The 20,756-nt window shown below is 74.7% G+C and carries 14 protein-coding genes; 9 read left to right on the forward strand and 5 right to left on the reverse strand.

All coding sequences use genetic code 11. The annotated features are described in order from the left end of the window. Window positions 1–55 precede the first annotated feature (55 nt). From AC0665_RS21180 to AC0665_RS21190, 3 genes are all read left to right on the forward strand, one after another. Window positions 56–736 (forward strand): hypothetical protein, encoded by a 681-nt coding sequence (locus AC0665_RS21180; RefSeq protein ID WP_468402679.1) that lies wholly within the window; start codon window positions 56–58, stop codon window positions 734–736. Between the two features lie 296 nt (window positions 737–1,032). Further along, window positions 1,033–1,812, forward strand: coding sequence for an ABC transporter ATP-binding protein (locus AC0665_RS21185; protein ID WP_468402681.1), 780 nt, complete (start codon window positions 1,033–1,035; stop codon window positions 1,810–1,812). After that, window positions 1,812–4,373: an FtsX-like permease family protein gene (locus AC0665_RS21190; protein ID WP_478705567.1), complete on the forward strand. Its 2,562-nt coding sequence runs from the start codon at window positions 1,812–1,814 to the stop codon at window positions 4,371–4,373. Before AC0665_RS21185 ends, AC0665_RS21190 begins: the two co-directional genes overlap by 1 nt. An 85-nt stretch (window positions 4,374–4,458) precedes the next feature. Here AC0665_RS21190 and AC0665_RS21195 read toward each other — a convergent pair whose 3' ends face one another. Next, window positions 4,459–5,457 (reverse strand): TauD/TfdA family dioxygenase, encoded by a 999-nt coding sequence (locus AC0665_RS21195; protein WP_363121941.1) that lies wholly within the window; start codon window positions 5,455–5,457, stop codon window positions 4,459–4,461. Window positions 5,458–5,653: 196 nt separating this feature from the next. Here AC0665_RS21195 and AC0665_RS21200 point away from each other — a divergent pair, with 196 nt between their 5' ends. Continuing rightward, the gene (locus tag AC0665_RS21200) at window positions 5,654–6,682 is read left to right on the forward strand and encodes a 4'-phosphopantetheinyl transferase family protein (protein WP_478604291.1); all 1,029 of its coding nucleotides are present in this window, start codon (window positions 5,654–5,656) and stop codon (window positions 6,680–6,682) included. A gap of 75 nt (window positions 6,683–6,757) precedes the next feature. Further along, entirely contained in the window at window positions 6,758–7,300 is a 543-nt protein-coding gene (locus AC0665_RS21205) for a hypothetical protein (RefSeq protein ID WP_478705568.1), read from the forward strand. A 122-nt stretch (window positions 7,301–7,422) separates the two neighbouring features. Here the strand turns inward: AC0665_RS21205 and AC0665_RS21210 are convergent, their stop codons facing one another. The 3 genes from AC0665_RS21210 to AC0665_RS21220 all read right to left on the reverse strand — a co-directional run bounded on the left by AC0665_RS21210 (window position 7,423) and on the right by AC0665_RS21220 (window position 13,069). Further along, entirely contained in the window at window positions 7,423–9,273 is a 1,851-nt protein-coding gene (locus tag AC0665_RS21210; RefSeq protein WP_478705569.1) for an AfsR/SARP family transcriptional regulator, read from the reverse strand. 220 nt (window positions 9,274–9,493) lie between these two features. Continuing rightward, window positions 9,494–9,769, reverse strand: coding sequence for a DUF3253 domain-containing protein (locus AC0665_RS21215; protein ID WP_468402691.1), 276 nt, complete (start codon window positions 9,767–9,769; stop codon window positions 9,494–9,496). Window positions 9,770–9,832: 63 nt separating this feature from the next. Further along, entirely contained in the window at window positions 9,833–13,069 is a 3,237-nt protein-coding gene (locus AC0665_RS21220) for an AfsR/SARP family transcriptional regulator (protein WP_478705570.1), read from the reverse strand. Window positions 13,070–13,243: 174 nt separating this feature from the next. Between AC0665_RS21220 and AC0665_RS21225 the strand changes: the two genes are divergently transcribed. From AC0665_RS21225 to AC0665_RS21240, 4 genes are all read left to right on the forward strand, one after another. Then, window positions 13,244–13,918: an NADPH-dependent FMN reductase gene (locus AC0665_RS21225; RefSeq protein ID WP_468631493.1), complete on the forward strand. Its 675-nt coding sequence runs from the start codon at window positions 13,244–13,246 to the stop codon at window positions 13,916–13,918. Further along, on the forward strand, window positions 13,861–14,649 hold the full coding sequence (locus AC0665_RS21230) for a thioesterase II family protein (RefSeq protein ID WP_478705571.1): 789 nt from the start codon (window positions 13,861–13,863) through the stop codon (window positions 14,647–14,649). Before AC0665_RS21225 ends, AC0665_RS21230 begins: the two co-directional genes overlap by 58 nt. Window positions 14,650–14,678: 29 nt before the next feature. Then, window positions 14,679–17,243: a BTAD domain-containing putative transcriptional regulator gene (locus tag AC0665_RS21235; RefSeq protein WP_478705572.1), complete on the forward strand. Its 2,565-nt coding sequence runs from the start codon at window positions 14,679–14,681 to the stop codon at window positions 17,241–17,243. 546 nt (window positions 17,244–17,789) lie between these two features. Then, window positions 17,790–18,383 (forward strand): hypothetical protein, encoded by a 594-nt coding sequence (locus AC0665_RS21240; protein ID WP_478604271.1) that lies wholly within the window; start codon window positions 17,790–17,792, stop codon window positions 18,381–18,383. Here AC0665_RS21240 and AC0665_RS21245 read toward each other — a convergent pair. Next, the gene (locus AC0665_RS21245) at window positions 18,336–20,741 is read right to left on the reverse strand and encodes a BTAD domain-containing putative transcriptional regulator (RefSeq protein ID WP_478705573.1); all 2,406 of its coding nucleotides are present in this window, start codon (window positions 20,739–20,741) and stop codon (window positions 18,336–18,338) included. The two genes, AC0665_RS21240 and AC0665_RS21245, sit on opposite strands and share 48 nt — an antisense overlap. Window positions 20,742–20,756 lie beyond the last annotated feature (15 nt).

Consider the following 20,756-nt stretch of genomic DNA (forward strand, 5'->3'; position numbering starts at 1 on the left):
CTCCCCGGCGGAGGCCGGGAACCGTCCCGGTCGGCATCCCCGCGAGGGAGGAACGATGACCCACACCATCGGCACCGCCAGCCCGGTCCTGACCCCGCCCCCCGAACCGCCGCCCACCCGCAAGGGCCCCCCGCACACCCCGTCCCCCGGCGCCGCTCTGATCGGCGGCGGACTGGCCGCGGCCGGTGCCGCCCTGCTGACCGGCGTGCTCGCCGCGGGCGCCCTGCGCGACTTCCTGGACCGGATGGCCGGCGTCGTCGCCCTGGTCGCCCTGTCCGCCGCCGTCATGCTCGGCCTGGCCACCGCCCTGCGCGGACTGCTGCCGCCGCCGGTCCGCTCCCACGCGCAGCGCCTGCACCGCGCGGTCGGCGTGGTGGGCGTCGGCGCGCTGCTGACCCACATCGGCGTGAAGGTGGCGGGCGGCCGGGTGGACGCCGCTGCCGCCGCGCTCGGCTGGGGCAGCGGCGACGCCCTGGTCGGCCTGGGCACCCTCGCCTGCCACCTCTTCCTGCTCGCCCTCGCCACCGGCGTCTGGCGCGGCGTCTTCGCGCGTCGCCGCTGGATCCGCCCGTTCCGCTTCCTCCACGGAGCCTCCTACGCCGCCTGGGCCGCCGCCATGGCCCACGGCCTCACAGCGGGCCGCACACCGGCCCCCTGGGTCGTCGCCGCCTATATGACGAGCGCCGCGGCGGTGGCGGCCACGCTGATCCTGCGCCGGATCGGACGCCGCACCTGACACCGAACGCGGCCGACCCCCACCACGGCGCCCGCCGGTCCGGCCGAAGGCCGCCACCGGTGGGCGCCGCAGTCGATCCGGACGCGCCGAGCCAGGGGCGTCCGAGCCCCCGCACCTGCCTGCTTTCGGACGATCCTGCGCGTCATCGACCGAAACCCATGCCCTGATCCACCCGTACGGGCCCTTCCCATAGGGCCGATATAGATCGGGCGGCCAGGTTCGATCCGATGCACTTTCCGCTGTCGGCGGAGGTGCTCACGCCCCACGCGACGATGGATGGAGAGGACTGGTCACGCATGATGACCGAGAGGACCAACACCGAGCCGCGCAGCGGCACCGTCACCCGGAGCCACGCCCTGCGGCTGGACGAGGTCAGCAAGGTCTACGGCAGGAACGGCCGTGGCGTCCGGGCCCTCGACGGCGTTTCCGTGGGCATCGAGCGCGGCTCGTTCACCGCGGTCATGGGCCCGTCCGGCTCCGGCAAGTCGACCTTCCTGCACTGCGCCGCCGGCCTCGACAAGCCGACCTCCGGCCGGGCCTGGATCGGCGACACGGAGCTCGGAGGGATGAACGAGACCCAGCTGACCAAGCTGCGGCGCCAGCGCATCGGATTCGTCTTCCAGGCGTTCAACCTGATCTCGTCCCTGTCCGTGCGCCAGAACGTCGAGCTGCCCCTGCGGCTGGCCGGCGAGCGCCTGGACAAGCGGTGGCTCGAGGAGATCCTGACCCGCGTCGGCCTCGGCGGCCGGGCCGGCCACCGCCCCGCCGAACTCTCCGGCGGCCAGCAGCAGCGCGTGGCCATCGCCCGCGCCCTGATCACCCGCCCCGACGTCATCTTCGGCGACGAGCCGACCGGCGCCCTGGACACCGTCACGGCGAAGGAGATCCTCTCGCTGCTGCGGTCCTGCGTGGACGACACCGGCCAGACCGTCGTCATGGTCACCCACGACCCGGTCGCCGCCTCGTACGCCGACACCGTCCTGTTCCTCGCCGACGGCCGCCTGGCCGACCGTATGCACGCCCCGACCGCCGAGCGCGTCGCGGACCGGATGACGCACCTGGGAGCGTGGGCCTGATGCTGCGTTACGCCTTCCAGACCCTCAAGGCGCGCAAGGGCGGATTCATCGGCGCGTTCCTGGCGCTGATGTGCGCAGCGGCCCTGGTCACCGCGTGCGGCATCCTCCTGGAGACCGGCCTGCGCGGCACCATCGGCACCGAGCGGTACGCCGCCGCCCCGGTGATCGTCGGCGGCGACCAGAACGTCCACCAGACCACCGTCAAGAAGAAGAAGGGCAAGACCAAGACCAAGCACAAGGCCAAGCCGCTCGGCGAACGCGTCTGGCTGCCCGGCTCCACCGTCACCGCGCTGGAGAAGGTGCCCGGCGCCCGGGCCGTCGTACCCGAGATCACCTTCCCCGCGTACGCGGTCGGTCCCGACGGCCGCGTCGTCGAGGGCGTCGACGGCAAGCCCTCCTACGGGCACGCCTGGGCCTCGGCCGCCCTCACCCCGTTCAAGCTGGTCGACGGCGGCGCGCCCGCGTCCGCCGCCGACGTCGTCGTGGACCGCGAACTCGCGGGCCGCACCGGCCTGAAGCCGGGCTCGAAGCTCACCGTGCAGTCGACCGACGCCCCCCGCACCTACACCGTCAGCGGCATCGCGGCACCCGCCGGCGGCGACCTGAAGCAGCAGACCTCGCTGTTCTTCTCCACCCCCGAGGCCCAGCGGCTCTCCGGCCGCGACGGGCAGATCACCGCGGTCGGCGTGCTGCCCGCCAAGGGCGTCGGCACCGCCGAACTGGCGGACCAGGTGACGAAGGCGCTGGACGGCACCACCGCCCAGGTCGTCACCGGCGGCGACCGCGGCCCGGTCGAGTTCCTGGACGCGGCGAAGGCCCGCATCAAGCTCGTCTCCATGGGCGGCGCCATCGGCGGCACCTCGCTGCTGGTCGCGATCCTCGTGGTCGTGGGCACCTTCGCCCTCTCCATCCAGCAGCGCTACCGCGAACTCGCCCTGCTGCGCGCCATCGCCGCCACCCCCAAGCAGGTACGGCAGCTGATCGGCCGCGAGGCCCTGATCGTCGGTCTGCTCGCCGGGGTGCTCGGCGCCGCCGCCGGACTGCCGATCGCGTACTGGCTGCACCACAAGTTCGTCGGCTTCGGCACCATCCCCGACACCCTCGAGGTCACCTTCAGCTTCTTCCCGTTCGCCGCCGCCATCGGCGCCGCCCTGCTGGGCGCCTGGGCCGCGGCCCGCATCTCCGCCCGCCGCACCGCCCGTATCCGGCCCGCCGAGGCGCTCGCCGAATCCGCCATGGAGCGGACCGGCTTCGCCTGGGGCCGCTTCCTCGCCGGAGCGCTCACCCTGGCCGGCGGAATCGTGCTGCTGGCCGTGCTGAGCGTGCTGAAGACCGAGCCGGCCTCCACGCCGGTGACGTTCCTGACCGTCGTGGTGCTGGCGGTCGCGGTCGCCCTGCTCGGCCCGGTCATCGCCCGGCTCGCCGTCGCGGTCCTGGGCGTGCCGCTGCGCGCCTCGCGCGTCGCCGGCCACCTCGCCACGGCCAACGTCCGCGCCAACACCAAACGGATGGCGTCCGCGATCACGCCGCTGGCCCTGCTCATCGGCATGGCCTGCACGGTGCTGTTCGTGCAGACCACGATGGGCGACGCCGCCTCGGCCCAGGCCAAGGACGGCAACCGGGCCGACTGGGTCGTCGCCTCCTCCGGCCCCGGCGTGCCCGAACAGGCCGCCGACGCCCTGCGCGCCACCCCCGGCGTCACCGCGATCACCGAGGTGGTCCGTACCACCGTCCGCGTCGGCCTCGACAAGTACCCCTCGCAGGGCCTGTCCACGGACGGCCTGCGCAAGAACTGGGACCCGGACGTCAGCGAGGGAACACTGGCCGGGTTCGGCACCCGCAGCGTCGCGCTCAGCGAGGTCGCCGCCGACCACCTCGGCAAGAAGCCCGGCGACTCCCTCAAGATCACCCTCGGTGACGGCACCGTGGTCACCTTGAAGGTGGCCGCCGTCTACGCCCGCGGACTCGGCTTCGGCGACCTGACCATGGCCCACGATCTGGTCGCGCGGCACGTCGACAACCCGCTCGCCTCCTCCGTCCTCGTCAAGACCGCCGACGACGGCACGGTGGGCCGCGAGCAGCTCCAGAAGGCCGTGGGCGCGTTCCCGGGCGTCGGCGTCCTGGACCGCGGCCAGGTCGAGGACCTCCAGGCCGAGGTGCAGCAGTCCAACGCCGAGGTCAACTACGTCGCCATGGGGCTGATCATCGCGTTCACCGCGATCGCCGTGGTCAACACGCTCGCCATGTCGGTCTCCGACCGTTTCCGCGAGTTCGCCCTGCTGCGCCTGGTCGGCACCACCCGCCGGCAGGTCATGGGCATGCTGCGCATCGAGTCCCTGGTCGTGGTGCTCATCGCCGCGGCGCTCGGCAGCGGCATCGCCTTCGCCGTGCTGACCGCGTTCAGCATCGGCATGACGGGTTCCGCGGCCCCCTCCGTCGACCCGTGGATGTACCTGGGTGTCCTCGGCTTCGCCGGTCTCCTGGCCCTGCTGGCGACGGTCGTGCCGGGCCGGCTGTCGCTGACCGGCCGCCCCGCGGACGTCATCGGCTCCCGCCAGTGACGGCACCGCGCCGCAGCACGCACGGCTGAAGGGCCGGCCCCGCGGGGCCGGCCCTTCAGCCGTGCGTCGCCTTCACCGTCCTGTCCTAGTTCAGGACCGGGCCACCACCCCTGCGGTCCACCCGGCTACGGCGGTTGTCCAGGTGCGCGTAGACCCGCTCCAGCCAGCGGTCCGCGCCGTCGTAGCGCGGAACGAAGGAGGTACGGCCGTGCACCGCGATCCGGTTGTCCACGACGGCGAAGTCACCGACCCGCAGCCGGTGCGCCGTCATCGTCTCGACCAACGCGTCCCGCAGCTCCGCCATCGCCGCCTTCGCCGGGTCGTCCAGCGGGTGGGTCGCGGCGAAGTCGACGAGCACGTTGGGGTCCTCCCGGTCGCCCAGGAGCACCGGGTGCGCCGACCGGACGCTGTCGAGGCTGCCGAACGACGGCGGCGGCTCGGTCAGGAACCGCGGCTCGGCGAGCACCCGGCGCGCCTCCTCCGACAGCAGCGGCAGCGCGCGCCGGACGGAGGAGGTGCACAGTTTCGCGTCGCCGGTCGGGTCCTCCCGTATGCACAGCAGCCCCACGTAATCGGGCCGGTTGTCGTGGAAGGCGTTTTCCACGTGCAATTCCAGCAGTACGGAACCGGCGTTGCTCTGTGATTCCTCCCGGCCCGGCACCGGCACCACGTTCTGCACCAGGGCGCCGTTCTTCTCACTCCGGAAAGCGATCACCTCACCGAGTTGCAGCATCAGCGAGGTGATGACGGAGGCCGCGGTCGTCGGAACGCGCTCGACGGAATTCGGCACACTCGGCGTGGGCGGCAGCGGATCACCCGCCACCACCGGCAGATTGCGCAGCAGCAGCACCCCGTCCTGACCCGGATCGTGCCGGAACGCGCGCAGCGTGGCCAGCAGCGTGCGCGGCATCGACGAGGAGGCGGCGAGGGCCGCGCCCAGCCATTCGGAGCTGTCGATGAGCGGATGCGCCGGGCCGGTCAGCCGGCGGGTCAGGGCCACCAGCTGCTCCCTTTCCCGTTCGCTGAGTTCATACCCGGTCACCGTGCTCGAGGCGGCCGGCCCCAGCATCTGAATCTGAGTCATAGGAGAGATTCCTCAGGTGGTTGTCGGCAATGTCCCGGGCAATTCTGGGAGGCCGTCCTATCGCGCCCCTATGGGACGTCGGTATAGGCCGTCAATAGTCCTGAGGAGGAGGCTCGAGAACAGTGACCGTACGCATCGAGCACATCCGAACAGCCCGGTCGCCCCGGCGGACGGGCGGGGAAAGGAGACGCGGGACATGACACTCCCACGCGATCGAAGCCGGGCGGAGACCCCTGGCAGGACACACGAGCGGGACCGCACCACCGCACGCGCGGCGGCCGGCCCCCGCGGGACTGGCGCCACGAGTCGGTATGCCGGCCACGGCGAGGCCCGCGGCGCCGACGGAGCCGCCCACCGCGGCACGGAGGCCGACGACGGCGGCGTCGCTCACCGGGCCGGCGGTCACACCGCCGGGGAGGACCCCCGCCCGGGCGACCCCGTCCCCGAGGCTCCCGGCGTGGTCCGCGCCGACGTGGACCCGAAGAGCCCCGCCGACCGGATCATCGCCCGGGGCGAGGCACACGTGTGGTGGTGGCGCTGCCCCGAGCGGGTCGACCCCGCCGACCTCGCGCTGCTGGGCACGGACGAGTTCCGGCGGGCCCTCGGCATGCTCGCCGAACGGGACGCTGCCGAGTTCGTGCGCACCCGGGCCGGAGCCCGGCGCGCGCTCGGCGAACTGCTCGACATCACCCCGGCCACCGTCCGGCTGGGGCACCGGCGCTGCCCGGGCTGCGGCGCGGACGACCACGGCCCGCCGCTGCTGGTGCGCCCCGAACTCCCGCTGGCGATCAGTCTGAGCCGTACGGCCGGCTGGGGTGTCTTCGTGGTGGGCGCCGGCCTCGCCATCGGCGTCGACGCGGAGGCGCTGCGCCCGGTGCACGAGACCCTGTTCGCCGGGTCCGTCCTGACCGCGGCCGAGCGGCGCCATCTGGACGCCATGGCGCCGGGCCCGGCCAGGCACGCCGCGTTCCACCGGGTCTGGACCCGCAAGGAGGCCGTCGTCAAGGCCGTCGGCGTGGGCCTCGTCGGCACGGAACTGGACCAGCTGGAGACCCACCCCGACCGGGACGGCCCGCTGCGCGTCACCCACCACGGCGTCGGCCGCCCCACCGAGTGGACGGTGCAGGACCTGCGTCTGTCCGACCACCTGGCGGTGGCCCTGGCCCGTGCGGCCGGCCCCGCGGCCCGCGGCCCGGTCCACCTCCACCCGCCCACCGGCCCGTGACCCGGCGGCCCGTCCCCGGCACCCCGGGCTCCGGCCGCAGTCCGGACCGCACTCCGAGAGAGGACGTCACGCATCATGACCACGGAATCCGTAGCACCGCCGGCCCGTCCCGCCGACCTCGACACCGCACTCCGCGGCCCCCGCGCAGGTCACCTGCCGGCCGCCGAACTGGCCGCGTACTTCGACACCCTCGCCGAGGCCGTCCAGCGGATCGACCCCGGCCCGTCCGCGCCCGGCGGCTGGGAGGAGCGGGAGCGGCTGCGCTTCTCCACCTGGGTGCGCGCGGCCTACGAACACCCCCTGTCGGCCGCTGTGTTCGGCCATCCCGACGCCGCTGCGGCCCGTCGCGCGCAGCACGCACAGGCCGCCGGACTCGGTCTGCGCATGGAGGTCTCGGGCACCGGTATCCGCCCCGCCCGGCCGACCCCCCACGTCCGCGCCGCCGCAGCCGTGGCCGCGGTCTGGTCGGTCACCGCGCTGGCCGTCACGCAGTCCCCGCGGCCCCCGCGCGAGCGCGTCGTCTCCGACGCCTGGCGGATCGCCCAGGAGATCATCGCTCCCGCCCTGCTGACGGCCGGCCCCGGCTTCACCCGCGCCCGCGCCCGCGGGGCGTGGTGAGGTGCCCGGCTCACCGGACACCTCACGCGAGGGCGACGCCGCGCAGGAGACCGCGTACAGGCACACGCACACGGGTACCGCCACGTACAGGCACAGGAACAGGGACAGCGACACGGCCCGGCTCACCCCGCCCCGGTGACGGGTGTGCCCCGCCGGGCCGCGGGCGCGAGCACCGGCGCGGACTCCTGCTCGCGCGCTCCCCGCGGCTCCCACGGGGACGCCGCCGCGAGCAGCCGTACCAGCTCGTGGCAGTGGTACAACGGCCGTCCCTGGTCGTCGAGCCCGGACAGTTCGAGCAGCGCGGCGTCGACGAGGGACTCCAGGGCGTTCTCCGCCGTGTCCTCCGGCAGCCCGAGCCGGTCCCCGGCCCACCGCGCGGGGAACGGCTCGCCGTCCGCTTCGCCGAGCACCCCGAACACCGACCGCTCGACCGCTCCGAGCTGCTCCACCGAGGACGCCAGGACCCGGCTCAGGTCGAGGTCGCCGAAGGCCAGTTCGGCCAGCCGGGCGGCGGGGTCGGCGAGCCGGCCGGCCAGCCGGGCCGCCGTCCAGTGCGGCCGGGCCGCCAGCCGGGCGCCCGCGATGGCCAGCGCCAGCGGCAGCCCGCCGCAGTACGCCACCAGGTCCTCGGCCCGGTCCGGGTCCTCCAGCAGCCGCTGGCGTCCCGCACGGGCGGCCAGCAGGTCCAGCCCCGCCTCCTCGTCCAGCAACGGCAGCGCGAACGTGTCGCCCGCCGTCACCCGGGCCAGCCGCCGCCTGCTGGTGATGAGGACGGCGGACGGCCCGGCCGGCAGCAGCGGAGCGAGCTGCCGGTCACCGGAGACGTTGTCCAGCACCAGCAGCAGCCGCCGGCCGGCGGTCCGCGTCCGGTACAGCCGTACCAACTCGTCCAGATCGCCCGCGGGCAGGTTCGGGTCGCCCTCCCCGAGCGCCCGCAGCAGCTGCGCGAGTACGGCGCGCGGAGCCCGCGGGGCACCGTCCGAGCCGCACAGTTCGGCGAAAAGCAGCCCGTCGGGGAAGTGCTCCCCGTTCTCGGCGGCGGCCCGTACCACGAGCGCGGTCTTGCCGATGCCGGCCATGCCGGTCACCAGGATGCGCCGCTGCGCGGGCTCCTCATGACCCAACCGGCCTCGCAGAGCCCGCAGTTCGTCCTGCCGCCCGACGAGTTCCCCGTCGGAGGCCGGCAGCATCGAGGGCACCGGACCGATCCGCCCGGCTCGCGCCCCGGCGGTCCGCCCGAGCCCCAGCTCTCCGCCCAGCACGGCCTGGTACGTCGAACCGAGCACCTCGCCGGGGTCGATGCCGAGCTGCTCGGCGAGGACGCCGCGCCCCTCGTAGTAGACGTTCAGGGCGTCCGCCTGCCGGCCGCACCGGTACAGCGCGGTCATCAACTGGGCGCGCAGCCGCTCCCGTACCGGGAACGAGGCCACCAGCCCGGTCAGCTCCGCCGTCACCTGCTCGTGCCGCCCCAGCTCCAGATCGGCCTCGATCCGGGACTCCAGGGCGAGCATGCGCTCCTCCTCCAGCGGCGCCAGTTCGGCGTCGAGCAGGTGCTCGGTGACGTTCGCGAGCGCCGGCCCCCGCCACAACCGCAGCGCCCGGCGCAGCGACTCCGAGGCCTCCTCGAACCGCCGCTCCGCCAGCGCCCGCCTGCCGTCCCGTTCCAGCCGGCGGAATTCGACCAGGTCGATCCGGGCGCCCGGAGCGCGCAGCACGTACCCCGGAGGCCGCCGTACGATCTCGGCCTCGTCGCCCAGTTGCTTGCGCAGCCGGGACATGTACGTGTAGATCTGCGCGCTCGCCGTCGCCGGCGGATCCCAGCCCCACAGCAGTGAGCTGAGCCGCGCGTCGGACACGACCCGGTCCTGCGCCAGCAGCATCGCGGCGAGCACCGTGTGAATCTTGGACCCCGAGAGGGCAACCCGCTCGCCGTCCCGTACAGCCTCCACCGGCCCTAGGACCAGAAACTCCATGGGGCACCCCCCTTCTGGTGCGGCCATTCCTACAGTTATAGAAGGTAGGAGGCGCTGTTATCGGTGGGTTATCGCCACGGCGCGTTCCGCTCCCCGGGGCCGCGCGGCGAGCTGAGCCGGCAGTCCGCTCGGCTCCTGCCGGGAGGCACGGGCACCCTCCGTGAGCGGCTGTGGGGTGGCCGCGTTCGCGGGTCGAGGCGGGTCGAGCCTGTCCGGGCCGTCACCGGCTCGCGCGTCGGATGCGAAGGGGCCCGCGCGCTTCGGTCTCCGTGACGGGCCGGCCGGCCCGGGTCACCTCGACCTCGCCGGCCGCCACCAGACGCCAGGCCGCTCGGCGGACCGGTTCCATCAGAGCCCGCCAGCCTTCGTCGTCGCCCTCGTAGGCCTCGCGGGCGGCGTCGGACGGACAGATCGAAGCCGTGGCCGCACGGCGCTCCAGCAGGTCCATGATGACCCGCTCCAGCCGCCGGGCGAGCTGCCGGTCCGTCTCCGCCACGCCATCCAGTGTGGCACCGTGCGCGCCGGGCAGCCCTGTTCCGGCCGGGGGAGGACCGCCGGCTCACGGTGTCCGCGTGTGCGTCTCCGCCAGGACTTCCGCCTCATGGGTGCGCCGGGTGCCGGCGCTGAACTCGCTCAGGTACCTCTCCTCGCCCATCGTGGCGCGTAGGCGGGCCGCGATGCGCTCCACGTCCCCCCGCTCCGCCGGAGGGTGCGGGGCGCCGGCCCGTTCCCGGGTCGCCGCCGCCGTGCCGAGCAGGCGGGTCGCCCTGGCCGGGGCCCCGGCCAGGGAGTACGCGCCTGCCAGGCCTTCCAGGGCCAGGGCGACCGAGCGGGGGTCCTTCGTCGTCGCGGCGGCTGCCAGACCGTCCCGGTGGCAGGCCAGGGCGCGCTCGGCGTCGCCGCGCTGTTCGGCGATGAAGCCCAGTTCCGCCAGCACCAGCGCGAGGCCCGGGCCGTCACCGCGGCGGCGGTTCCAGTCGAGCCAGGGCCGCAGCCACTCCTCGGCGGCGTCCAGGCGGCCCTGGCGGCGGGCGCTCAGGGCGAGGCCCAGTGCGGCGAACTGCTCGGCCGGCTGATTGCCCTGCCCGACCGCGATCCGCAGGGCGCGGGTGTGCAGGTCGTCGGCCTCGTCGTAGCGCTGGGTGAGCAGGGCGATCCGGCCCAGACCCGACAGTTTCGTGGACATCTCGGGCCAGGTCTCCAGGGCCTGGGCGATCCGCAGGCTCTCCCGGTGCAGCCGGGCCGCCAGGTCGTAGTCGCCGTTGATCTCGGCGAGCCTGCCGAGCACGTCCGTCGTCTTCAACCGGCCCCACAGATCGCCCAGTTCCGCGAAGTGGGCGCGGGCCTCCTCGGCGTTGCCGCGCAGCGACTCCAGGTCCCCGCGCGCCAGCGCGAAGCACGCGCGGGTGGTCAGCGCGGCGGCGGTGCCCCACGCGTCGCGCAGGGTGCGGAACCGGAGCAGGACACGCTCGACCCGCTGCTCGCCCTTGACCAGCGCCCCCACCGTCCACTGCGCGTGCGCCAGGAACCACTGGGCCCTGGTGGACTCCAGGGTCGACTCGGGAGGGTCCTCCGCGGGGGCGTCGCACTCCCGGTCGTGCTCGCCGAGCAGCAGACGGATGCCCGTGTACCAGAACTCCGCCTCCACACGCTCCTCGGGCGCGGCGTCGCCGGGGGTGTCCAGGGCCGTCGCCAGCGCCCTGCGGGCCTCGCCCAGCCGGCCGCGGACGTACCAGTACCAGGTCAGCGAGTTGACCAGGCGCAGCGCCTCCTGCGCGGCCCCGGACCGGTCGGCCTCGGCCAGTGCGCGCTGTACGTTCGCCGCCTCCAGGTCCAGGTACTGGAACCAGCGGGACTGCTCCCGTTCGTGCAAATGAGGCCGGGCCCGCTCGGCGAGGCGGACGCAGTGCCGCAGGTGCCGGGCCGCGATCTCGGCGTGCTCACCCGACGCGGCGAGCATGTCACGCGCGTAGACCGCGACCGACTCCAGCAACCGGTAGCGCGGTCCCTGAGGTCCCTCGGTGCGGACCGCCAGCGAGCGCTCCACGAGCAGGCTCAACGCGTCGAGCACGTCGGCGCGGGACACGCCACCGCCGGAGCACACCTCCTCGGCGGCCCGCAGACCGCAGCCCTCGCTGAACACCGACAGTCTGCGCAGCACGGTCCGCTCGCGGTCGTCGAGCAGGCCCCAGCTCCAGTCGAGCGTGGCCTGAAGGGTCCGGTGGCGCGAAGGGGCGTCCCGGTAACCGCTGTTGAGCACCTTGAAACGGTCGTCGAGCCGGTCGTGCAGTTCCCTGATGCCCAGCGATCTGACGCGGGTGGCGGCCAGTTCCAGGGCGAGCGGAATGCCGTCGAGGCGCCGGCACACATCCGCGACCAGCGGGGCGGTGGTGGCGTCCAGCACGAAGTCCGGGTCCGTCGCCCTGGTCCGGTCGAGGAACAGGCGCACGGCGCCCGAAGCGGTCAGCGCGTCGAGGTCAGGCCCGTCCTCCGGGGGCAGGGACAGCGGCACCACCGGATACACCGTCTCGTCCCGGGTGCGCAGCGGTTCCTGGCTGGTCGTCAGGATGTGCAGATGCGGGGCCCTGCCGAGCAGCAGGCCGGTGAGCCGGGCGACGGCCTCCACGACGTGTTCGCAGTTGTCCAGCACCAGCAGCAGCCGCCGGCCGGCCAGCGCGTTCGCGAGGCGGTCGGCGGGGCCCCCGGCGTCATCGTCCGAGGTGCTCTCCCGGATGCCCAGCGTCGCCATCACCTGCTCGGCCAGCGCCTCCGTGCCGGCGAACCGCTCCAGACCCCCGGCGTCCGCCAGCTCCACCAGCCAGGTGCCGTCACCGAACGCGCCCGCCAGGCTCTCCGCCATGGCCTGGGCGAGACGGGTCTTGCCGACCCCGCCCGGTCCGGTGAGCGTCACCAGGCGGCGCCGTAAGAGCAGGGGGCGGATCGCGTCCATCTCCCGTTCACGGCCCACCAGGGGCGAGGCCGAACCGGTCGGCCCCGGCCCCGTCCGCACCGCGGTGGCGGAGCGCACGGCCGGCTCCGGACGGGCCAGCACCGGATCGTGGCGCAGGATGGCCCGCTGCAACGCCTCAAGCGACGGTCCGGGCGTCAGCCCCAACTCCTCGTCGAGGCGGCGCCGCAGGTCGTTGAAGCAGTCGAGCGCGTCGGAGGAACGCCCCGCCTGGTACAGCGCCCACATCAGCGCACCCCGCAGCCCCTCGCGCAGCGGGTGCTGCGCCACGAGCTCCGTCAGCTCACCCACCAGCAGGCTGTGTTCTCCCAACTCCAGGCGCACCGCGGCGTGTTCCTCCACCGCCGTCAGCCGCTCCTCCTCCAGGCTCGCCGCTGTCGGCCGCACGGACGGCTGGTCGGTGAACTCGGCGAAGGCGGGGCCGCGCCACAGCGCCAGCGCCTCGGTGTACAGCGCCGCGCGGGTCACCGGGTCCTCACCGGACCTGGCCCGGGCGACCAGTTCGCGGAAGCGCCCCGCGTCGAGCGCTCCCGCCGGGACGTCCAGGACGTATCCCGGCGGCCGGTGCGCGACCAGTTCGCGGCCACCGGCCTCCGCGTCCTCCAACGCGCGCCGCAGCTGGGAGACTTTGGCCTGGAGCGACGCCGCCGGCCGGGCCGTGAACGTCGAGCCGCCCCACAGGTCCTCGATGAGCCGCGCCGAGGGGACGACCTGCCCCTGATGGGCGAGCAGATCGGCGAGGAGCATACGTACCTTGACTTCGGGTACCCGCACGAGACGACCCTCGTCCGTGCGCACCTCCAGCGGCCCCAGCACCCCGAATTCCATGATCTCAGCGTAACCGGCCGACGACCGGCGCAACCGCTGACGAAAAGGCCTCGGCCATCGGCCCGAAGGGCGTTTCCGAGGTGTTTCCGAAGCCGTCCGAAGCGAATCCGAAGGGGCATATGCCAGGCTTCCCCGAGGAATGCGATTCGGCGGGGGCGCGGAGGGCGGGGGCAGGTGGCCGAGAATGAACGACTGCGGCTGGCGATCATCATCGGCAGCATCAGGAAAGGCCGGTTCGGGCACGTCGCGGCGGAATGGCTGGCCTCCCGGGCCCGGTTGCGCCCCGACTTCGACGTCGACGTCATCGACCTCGCCACGGCCTGGCTGCCGGACGTGATGTCCGCCGACCCGACCGCGCCCCGACCCCAGGCGGTCAAGGACCTGGCCCCCTGGCTGGCGTCGGCCGACGCGTTCGTGGTGGTCACCCCCGAGCACAATCGGACGTTCCCCGCGTCGCTGAAGAACGCCATCGACTGGTACGACGAGGAATGGCACGCCAAACCCGTCGGATTCCTCTCCTACGGCGGCCCCTCCAGCGGCCTGTGCGCGGTGGCGGCCCTGCGCCAGGTCTTCGGCGAGGTCCACGCCGTCACGGTGAACGAGACCGTGAGCTTCCACAACTACTGGGAGCGCCTCGGACCCGACGGAACCCTGGCCGCGTCCGACGACTGGGACGCCTCGGCCCGGCTGATGTTCGACCGCCTCAGCTGGTGGGCCGGTGTGCTGCACCGGGCCAGGGCAGAGCGCGGATACCACGTACCCCAGGTGAACAGACAGGAGCGCAACGCGCCATGGACGCCCAGTGGTTCCGACGTTTCGGCGATCCCCAGCCCGACGCTCTCAGGCTGATCTGCTTCCCGCACGCCGGGGGCGCGGCCAGCGCGTACCAGCCGCTGTCCCGCAGTGTGCGACCCCACGTCGAGGTGCGGGCCGTGCAGTACCCCGGCCGCCAGGACCGCCGGCTGGAGACGCCGGTGGCGGACATCCGGGCCCTGGCCGCGATCGTCGCCGGGAAGCTGGAAAGAGAGCAGAAGGAGGAGGAGAGGGCGGCGCCCTTCGCGTTCTTCGGCCACAGCATGGGGGCGCTGGTGGCCTACGAGACCGCCCGGATCCTGGAGGAGCACGGGGCCCGCCCGCCCCGCCGGCTCTTCCTGTCGGCGCGGGGGGCGCCGGGGCCGCGACGCAGTGCGCACGACGCGCTGCCGGACGACGACGCGATCCTGGCCGCCGTACGCCGGCTCGGCGGACCCGGCGTGGCCCTGCTCGACGACCCCGAGCTGGTGGCGATGGTGCTGCCCGCTCTGCGAGCCGACTACGCGGCCCTCGCCGCGTACTCCTTCACGCCCCGGGAGCCGCTGCACACGCCGGTCACCGTGCTGTGCGGCGACGCCGACCCGGTCGTCTCCGTCGAGGAGGCGTCCGGCTGGCGGACGTTCACCCGCGCCGAGACCGAGGTGCGGGTTTTTCCCGGCGGTCACTTCTATCTGGACCAGCGGCTCGGCGACGTCGCCGAGGTGGTACTGAGCGGCGTCCGCCCGGCGGGCGCCGAACGATCGGGCAACGGCGCCCGCCATGAATGAACACGGGTGTTCGACGTACGGGGGTAGGCGTGGAGTTCAAGGTTCTCGGTCCGCTTGACGTGGTGAGCGGCGGGCGGAGTCTGCCGCTGGGCGGGGTCAAGCAGCGAGCGGTGCTCGGGCTGCTGCTCCTGCACGCCAACCAGGTGGTCGCCACCAGCCAGCTCCTCGAGGCCCTGTGGCCCGAGGACGCCAGGCCGGTCACCGCGCGCAAGATGGTGCAGAACGCCGTCTGGGGGCTGCGCGCCCTGCTGGAGAGCGGCGACCCCGAGGGGCACGAGCCGCCCAGGCTGCTCACCCGGGCGCCGGGTTATGTGCTGCGCGTCGACCCCGAACAGCTCGACGCGACCCGCTTCGAACGCGCCGTCGCAGCGGGCCGGGCCCGCCTGGACGCCGGTGAGGCGGCCGAGGCCGCCGAGCTGCTGGGGGAGGCCCTGGCGGAGTGGCGCGGCTCGGCCCTGTCGGATCTGGCCGAGCAGGGCGTGGAGTGGGCCGAGCTGACGGCGTTGCGCCAACTGCGCCTGGACGCCATGGAGGACCGCTTCGAGGCGGAGCTGGCGTGCGGCCGGCACCACGGCGTGCTGGGCGAACTCACCTCACTGGCCGAGGCCGAGCCCCTGCGGGAGCGATTGTGCGGGCAGTTGATGCTCGCCCTGTACCGCTGCGGGCGGCAGGCGGAAGCGCTGAGCGTGTTCAGCAGGGTCCGGCTCGCCCTGGTGGAGGAGTACGGCCTGGAGCCGTCCGCCGCCCTGCAGAACCTGCAACGGCGCATCCTGCGCCACGACCGGACGCTGGCCTCCCCGGACGCCCCGGTACCGGAACCCCGGCGGGTGCCTGCCCCGGAGGACGCCGACGACCGCACGCGCACGCCGCTGCCGGCCGGTGTCGCGCAGGGGGCGGGCCCCTCGCGCACGGCGCCGTCCGCCGGGGGGTTCGTCGACGCGGGCCCGACCGGCGGGACGTCGCCCTCCGGGCTCGTGCCGGACGGTGTCCGTGCGAGCGCGGTGTCCTCGTACGGCGTCGCCGAGGGGGGCGGTCGCCCGAGCGCGGCGTCCCCGTACGGCGGCGCGCGGACGGGCGATCCGTCGGGCGGGGTGTCCTCGCTCGGGGGCGCCGACGCGAGCGGGACGTCTTCGCACGGGGGCATCGGCGTGGGCGGGACCTCTTCGTACGGCGGCGCCGGCGTGAGCGGGGCGTCCTCGTACGGCGGCTTCGGCGGCGGTGAACGGCCGGGGCCGGCTGGCGCCGAGGGGGGCGCGGTCGCCGAACGGCGGGACGTGTGCGTGCTCGTGGTGTGCACCGAGTCCGCCGGGGACGCGGCGGCCATGGAGAGCGAGCAGCTGGACACCTCCCTGCACGACGCGGTCACCGTGCTCACCGAGAGCGTCGAGACACGCTCCGGCACCGTCGTCGGCTCCATGGGCGGACTGTGCGCCGCCCTGTTCGGGCTCCGGTCCGAGCGCCCCGAGGCGTCGCTGAACGCGGTGCGCGCGGCCTTCGCGGCCCGTGAACGGCTGGCCGCCCGCGCGGGGATGGTGATGCGCGCCGTGGTGATCTCCGGCAAGGCGATCGTGCGGCACGACCCGCACGACCCGCGGGCCGCCGTCTCGGTGGTGGGCACCCTGCTCGACAAGGCGCACGGACTGCTCACCGGCGTCCCGGAGGGCGAGCTGTACGTGAGCGAGGACGTGGCCGGCGACACCGGCGCGTGGGTGAGCTACGACGACACCCCCCTTGCCGCCGACGGCGCCGTCGTCATCCGCAGGGCCCGGGCGCTGCACACGGGCGAGCCCGCCGCGGCCGGCACCGGCGGGCGGCCCCGGCCCGAACTGGCCCTGCTGGAGAACCTCCTGGACTACTCGCGCCACCATGACGTGCCCTCCATGCTGACGGTGCTCGGTGACCACGGGGTCGGCAAGACGGGCCTGCTCGCCCAGTTCGAGCGCCGCCTCGCAGGCGACTTCGACGAGGTGCGGGTCGTACGGCCGCGCGTCCCCAAGGGCATTCAGGACGCCGTGGGCACGGCAGCCGCCGTGCTGGACGCGTGGGCGCCGCCCCAGGGAGCGCGGCCGGATCCGCCGGAGCAGCGGATCCGGGCCGTGGTCCGCTCCGCCGTCGACTCCGACGTGGTGGCCGCCCGGCTGCTGCGGGTGCTGGCTCCCACGCCCCACTCCGGGCCGCCCGTGCGCGGGGCCGACCTGCTCGCCGCCTGGCGTGAGGTCATCGAGCACGAGGCGCGCCACCGTCCCCTGGTCCTGTGCCTGGACGATCTGCACCTCGCCGACGAGGCGGTGCTGGACTGGGCGGAGACTTTGGCCGTCGCCGGTACCGGGGCGCTGCTGGTCGTCGCGTGCGGCCACTCCGACCTGCTGCGCCGACGGCCGTTCTGGGGCAGCGGCAGCGAGCACGCCAGCCGGCTGACCCTGCCGCGGCTGCGCGAGCCGGCGGCCCCGCTGCCCCGGCGCACCCTGCCCTTCCCGGACTGCCGCCCCCGCCGCCAGGAGGAACGGGCGAGACCGTCCGCCCGGATCCACGCCGGGTTCCGGGCCAAGGGGGCCGAGCCGGTCGAGGTACGGCCCGGACGACGGGCGGTGTGAGACCGGGCCCGGGCCCGGGGGAGGTCGGGTGCGGCTTATGCGGCGGGTCGTGTGATGGCCGGGTCGGTCGGGCGCGGGTTGCGGGGCGGCGGGCCGTGTGCCGATCGGGCCGGTCTGAGGCGGGTTGCGGGGCGGGGCGTGTGTTGACCAAGTCGGTCAGGCACGCGCTGTGTGGCGGGTCGTGAGCTGACCTGGCCGGTCGGGTGCGGGTTGCGGTGCGGGGCGTGGGCTGACCGGGTCGGGTGTGGTTGTGGGGCGGCCGGCGGTGTGATGACCCGGCCGGCCCGTCGGCCTCGGGCTGCGGGGCGGGCCATGGGCTGACCGGGTCGGTCGGGCGCGGGCTGCGGGGCGGCGGGCAGTGAGAGACCCAGCCCCTCGGCCTCTGGCTGCGGGGCGGGCCGTGTGATGACCGGTCGGTCGGCTGCGGGCTGCGGGCCGTGTGATGGCCGGGTCGGCCGGGTGGCGGCCGCGCGGCGGGGCGTGGGATGACCGGGTCGAGGAGTCGCGAATGGGTGGCGTGTGGGCGGGACTTGATGTGCTGTCCGCATGGACATCGCAGCCCCACAGACCCGCCGCCCCACGCACGCCTCACCCCGGCCCGGGCGTTCGTCCGGCGCCGGAGAGATGGACACCCCGCTGGCCGTCTTCGTCGGCGCCCGGTTCGCCGCGGCCCTGCACGAAGGACTGAGCCGGGCCGGCCGCCCCCGGGACGCCGGCCCGGCACGGCCGGACGACTCCGCACCCCTCGCCCGCCCGCCCGGGCGCACGGGGGTACGACGAAACACGCTGCTCGCCGAGCACACCGGGGAGATACTGGCCCGCTTCGCCACCGGCCTCCGTACCGTGCCGGGCGTCACCGCGGCGGACCGGAAACGGATGAGCACGTGGGCGCGGCGGGTGCTCGGCACGGCGGTGACCGCCGGGTCCGCCGGCCCGGTGCGCGCGGGCGCGGCGGCTCCCTGGGAGGCCCTGGCGGGGTCGCTGCTGGTCGAAGCGGCCGCGGACGTCCTGCCCGAGGGCTCCGCCGACGTCACACGGGCCCTGGGCGCCCTCGCCCGTGCCATCCGCCTCACCGGCACGGGCGGGACGCGCTCAGGCGACCTCCGACTCCCGGACCGGCGGAAGCAGCGACTGAAGTAGCCGGTCCAGGGCGTCGCCCGGCTCCGGGCCGAGGCTCAGGCTGAGGGTCACCGTGCGCGGGTGCGCGGTGGCCCAGCCCGGACGCCGCTCCGGCAGCCGGGAATCGGCGCCGACGACGACGAGCAGCGGCACCCCCGCATGGGTCTGCGTCAGCCGCTCCACCATGTCCAGCAGCGCCCCGTCGGCGTACTGGAGGTCGTCCCAGATCAGCACCAGCGGCTGCTCGCGCGCCGCCCGCGCCAGGAACTCCGCCCAGGCCCGCAGCATCTCGGCGGAGTTCTCCCGCTCGTGCGCCGCCCGGTGCGGCGACAGCAGCCGGGCCAGGGGCGTGTACAGGTCCGCCCCGGCGGCCGGGCCGGAGCCCAGGCGGTTCAGCGTGGCCCGCAGCCGCGCCGAGGCGTGGGCCTCGGGGCCGCCGGGAACGATGCCGCAGTAGGCGGCCAGGATCTCGGCCGGCACCGACAGGGCCGAGGCGGTACCGGGTGCCGGGACCGTCCCCGCCAGCACGCGCGCGGGAGCGCCGTGGTTCTCCTCGACCCGCCGCTGGAACTCCATCAGCAGGCGTGTGCGGGCCCGGCCGGACCCTTCGATGAGGGTGATCAGATGTGCCGCCGAGCGCTGCCGGGTGTGTAGCAAAGTGTGACGCATCAGTTCCAGTTCGCTGCCGTGGGCGGCGGAGCCGGCGTCCGGGCCCCACGAGAGACCGGTCACGTCATCGTGCAGCGCGTGCAGTTCCCACGGGGCGAGGGCCGACGCGCAGGCCCGCCGGAAGGTGGCCACCCGCTCGACCAGGCGGTGGGTCTGCGCGCAGACGTGGATCTCCCCGGCCTGCACGTGGGCGAGCATCGACCGGCAGGTGTCGACGAGCCTGCCGCCGCTCCAGGGCGGCGGCGGGTCGTCGGACGGCCTGCGCGGCAGCAGGGCCTCGCCGGACGCCACGGCCGCGTGGACGGTGAGACCGTGCACGGCGGCCTGCGGAGGCGTGAGGGTGCCGGTGGGGACACTGAGGTTGTCACGGACGGCGGACGCGGTGCGGACCGCGCGCTCGGCCCTGTCCGCCGGGTCCGTCCCGTCGGTGAACACGGCGAGCACCGTCGAACCGAGCACGGCCGTCACCCGGCCGCCGTGGAGATCCGTCTTCTCCCGGGCGACCTGGGTCAGCGCGTCCACCACCCGGTCGCGGTCCTCGGCCAGCACCCGTTCCAGTTCCGCGCCGAGCCCGAAGCGGAACATGACCACGCTGGCGGTACGGGACTCGTGCCGGCCGGGCGAGGAGTGCTCGACGCCCGGCGCGGTCCGCTCCGCGGGCCCGGCCGGTGCGGTGCGCGCGGGCGGGTCGGTGCACGCGACCCGCTGCATCGGCGCGGCCGGTCCGGCGGGCAGAACCTGCCTCGCGGGAACGGCCGGCTCGGTGGGCACGGCCTCCCCGGCGGGTGCGGCCGGTCCGGCAGGCGGGTCCGGCTCGGTGCGCACGGACGGTACGGACACCGGCGCCGCCTGCGCGGGCACCGTGGGGTCGGGTAGGGCGGGCCGGGGGACCGGGGTGAGCCGCACCGGCTCCCGGCCGCCCCCCGTGCGGGGCGCCTCCAGCACCGGGTCCTGAGTGAGGATCGCCTGCTGCAACCGGTGCAGTTCGCGCCCGGGTTCCAGCCCGAGCCCCTCGACCAGCGCGGTGCGCACCCGGCCGAACACGGCCAGCGCCTCGGCCTGCCGCCCGCACCGGTACAGGGCCACCATCAGCTGCCCCGAGGCGCGTTCCCGCAGCGGCTCGGCGGCCACCAGGCTCTCCAGGTCGGGCAGGACGAGCTGGTGCCGGCCACAGGCCAGGGCGGCCTCGAAGTGATCCTCCATGACGTCGAGCCGGCGGTTCTGCAGGGCCGTCAGCTCCGGCCAGCAGATACCTTCCTCCACCAGGTCGGACAGGACGGGCCCGCGCCACAGCCCCAGCGCCTCACCGAGCGAGCGGCGGGCGCGTTCCACCTCGCCCGCCGCCAGGGCGGCGCGGCCCGTCACCACCCGCTGTTCGTAGTCGAGCAGGTCGACGCGCTGCTGGGGTACGCGCAGCAGATAGCCGGGCGCCCGGGTCAGCAGCTCCGGGCCGTGCTCGGCCCGCGGCGGCCGCGACAGGACACCGCGCAGTTTCCAGACGGCGTTCTGAAGGATCTTGCGCGCGGTCATGGGCGCGTCCTCGTCGGGCCACAGGGCCGACAGCATCTGGCTGGTGGACACCACCTTGTTCGCCTGCAACAGCAGATACGCCAGGACGGCGCGTTGCCGGTGCCCGCCCAGATCCACCAGGCCGCCCGGCGGTCCCCCCGCATGCTCGACCTCGAGTGGCCCCAGTAAGCGGAACTGCATGAGCTCCCCCGTTTC

This window comes from Streptomyces sp. NPDC043685, from assembly GCF_056436585.1.

What these genes read in the sequence shown, in the direction of transcription:
- AC0665_RS21180 (WP_468402679.1), top strand. Translation starts at nt 56, where the DNA reads ATGACCCACACCATCGGCACCGCCAGCCCGGTCCTGACCCCGCCCCCC.
- AC0665_RS21185 (WP_468402681.1), top strand. Translation starts at nt 1,033, where the DNA reads ATGATGACCGAGAGGACCAACACCGAGCCGCGCAGCGGCACCGTCACC.
- AC0665_RS21190 (WP_478705567.1), top strand. Translation starts at nt 1,812, where the DNA reads ATGCTGCGTTACGCCTTCCAGACCCTCAAGGCGCGCAAGGGCGGATTC.
- AC0665_RS21195 (WP_363121941.1), bottom strand. Translation starts at nt 5,457, where the DNA reads ATGACTCAGATTCAGATGCTGGGGCCGGCCGCCTCGAGCACGGTGACC.
- AC0665_RS21200 (WP_478604291.1), top strand. Translation starts at nt 5,654, where the DNA reads ATGACACTCCCACGCGATCGAAGCCGGGCGGAGACCCCTGGCAGGACA.
- AC0665_RS21205 (WP_478705568.1), top strand. Translation starts at nt 6,758, where the DNA reads ATGACCACGGAATCCGTAGCACCGCCGGCCCGTCCCGCCGACCTCGAC.
- AC0665_RS21210 (WP_478705569.1), bottom strand. Translation starts at nt 9,273, where the DNA reads ATGGAGTTTCTGGTCCTAGGGCCGGTGGAGGCTGTACGGGACGGCGAG.
- AC0665_RS21220 (WP_478705570.1), bottom strand. Translation starts at nt 13,069, where the DNA reads ATGGAATTCGGGGTGCTGGGGCCGCTGGAGGTGCGCACGGACGAGGGT.
- AC0665_RS21230 (WP_478705571.1), top strand. Translation starts at nt 13,861, where the DNA reads ATGGACGCCCAGTGGTTCCGACGTTTCGGCGATCCCCAGCCCGACGCT.
- AC0665_RS21240 (WP_478604271.1), top strand. Translation starts at nt 17,790, where the DNA reads ATGGACATCGCAGCCCCACAGACCCGCCGCCCCACGCACGCCTCACCC.
- AC0665_RS21245 (WP_478705573.1), bottom strand. Translation starts at nt 20,741, where the DNA reads ATGCAGTTCCGCTTACTGGGGCCACTCGAGGTCGAGCATGCGGGGGGA.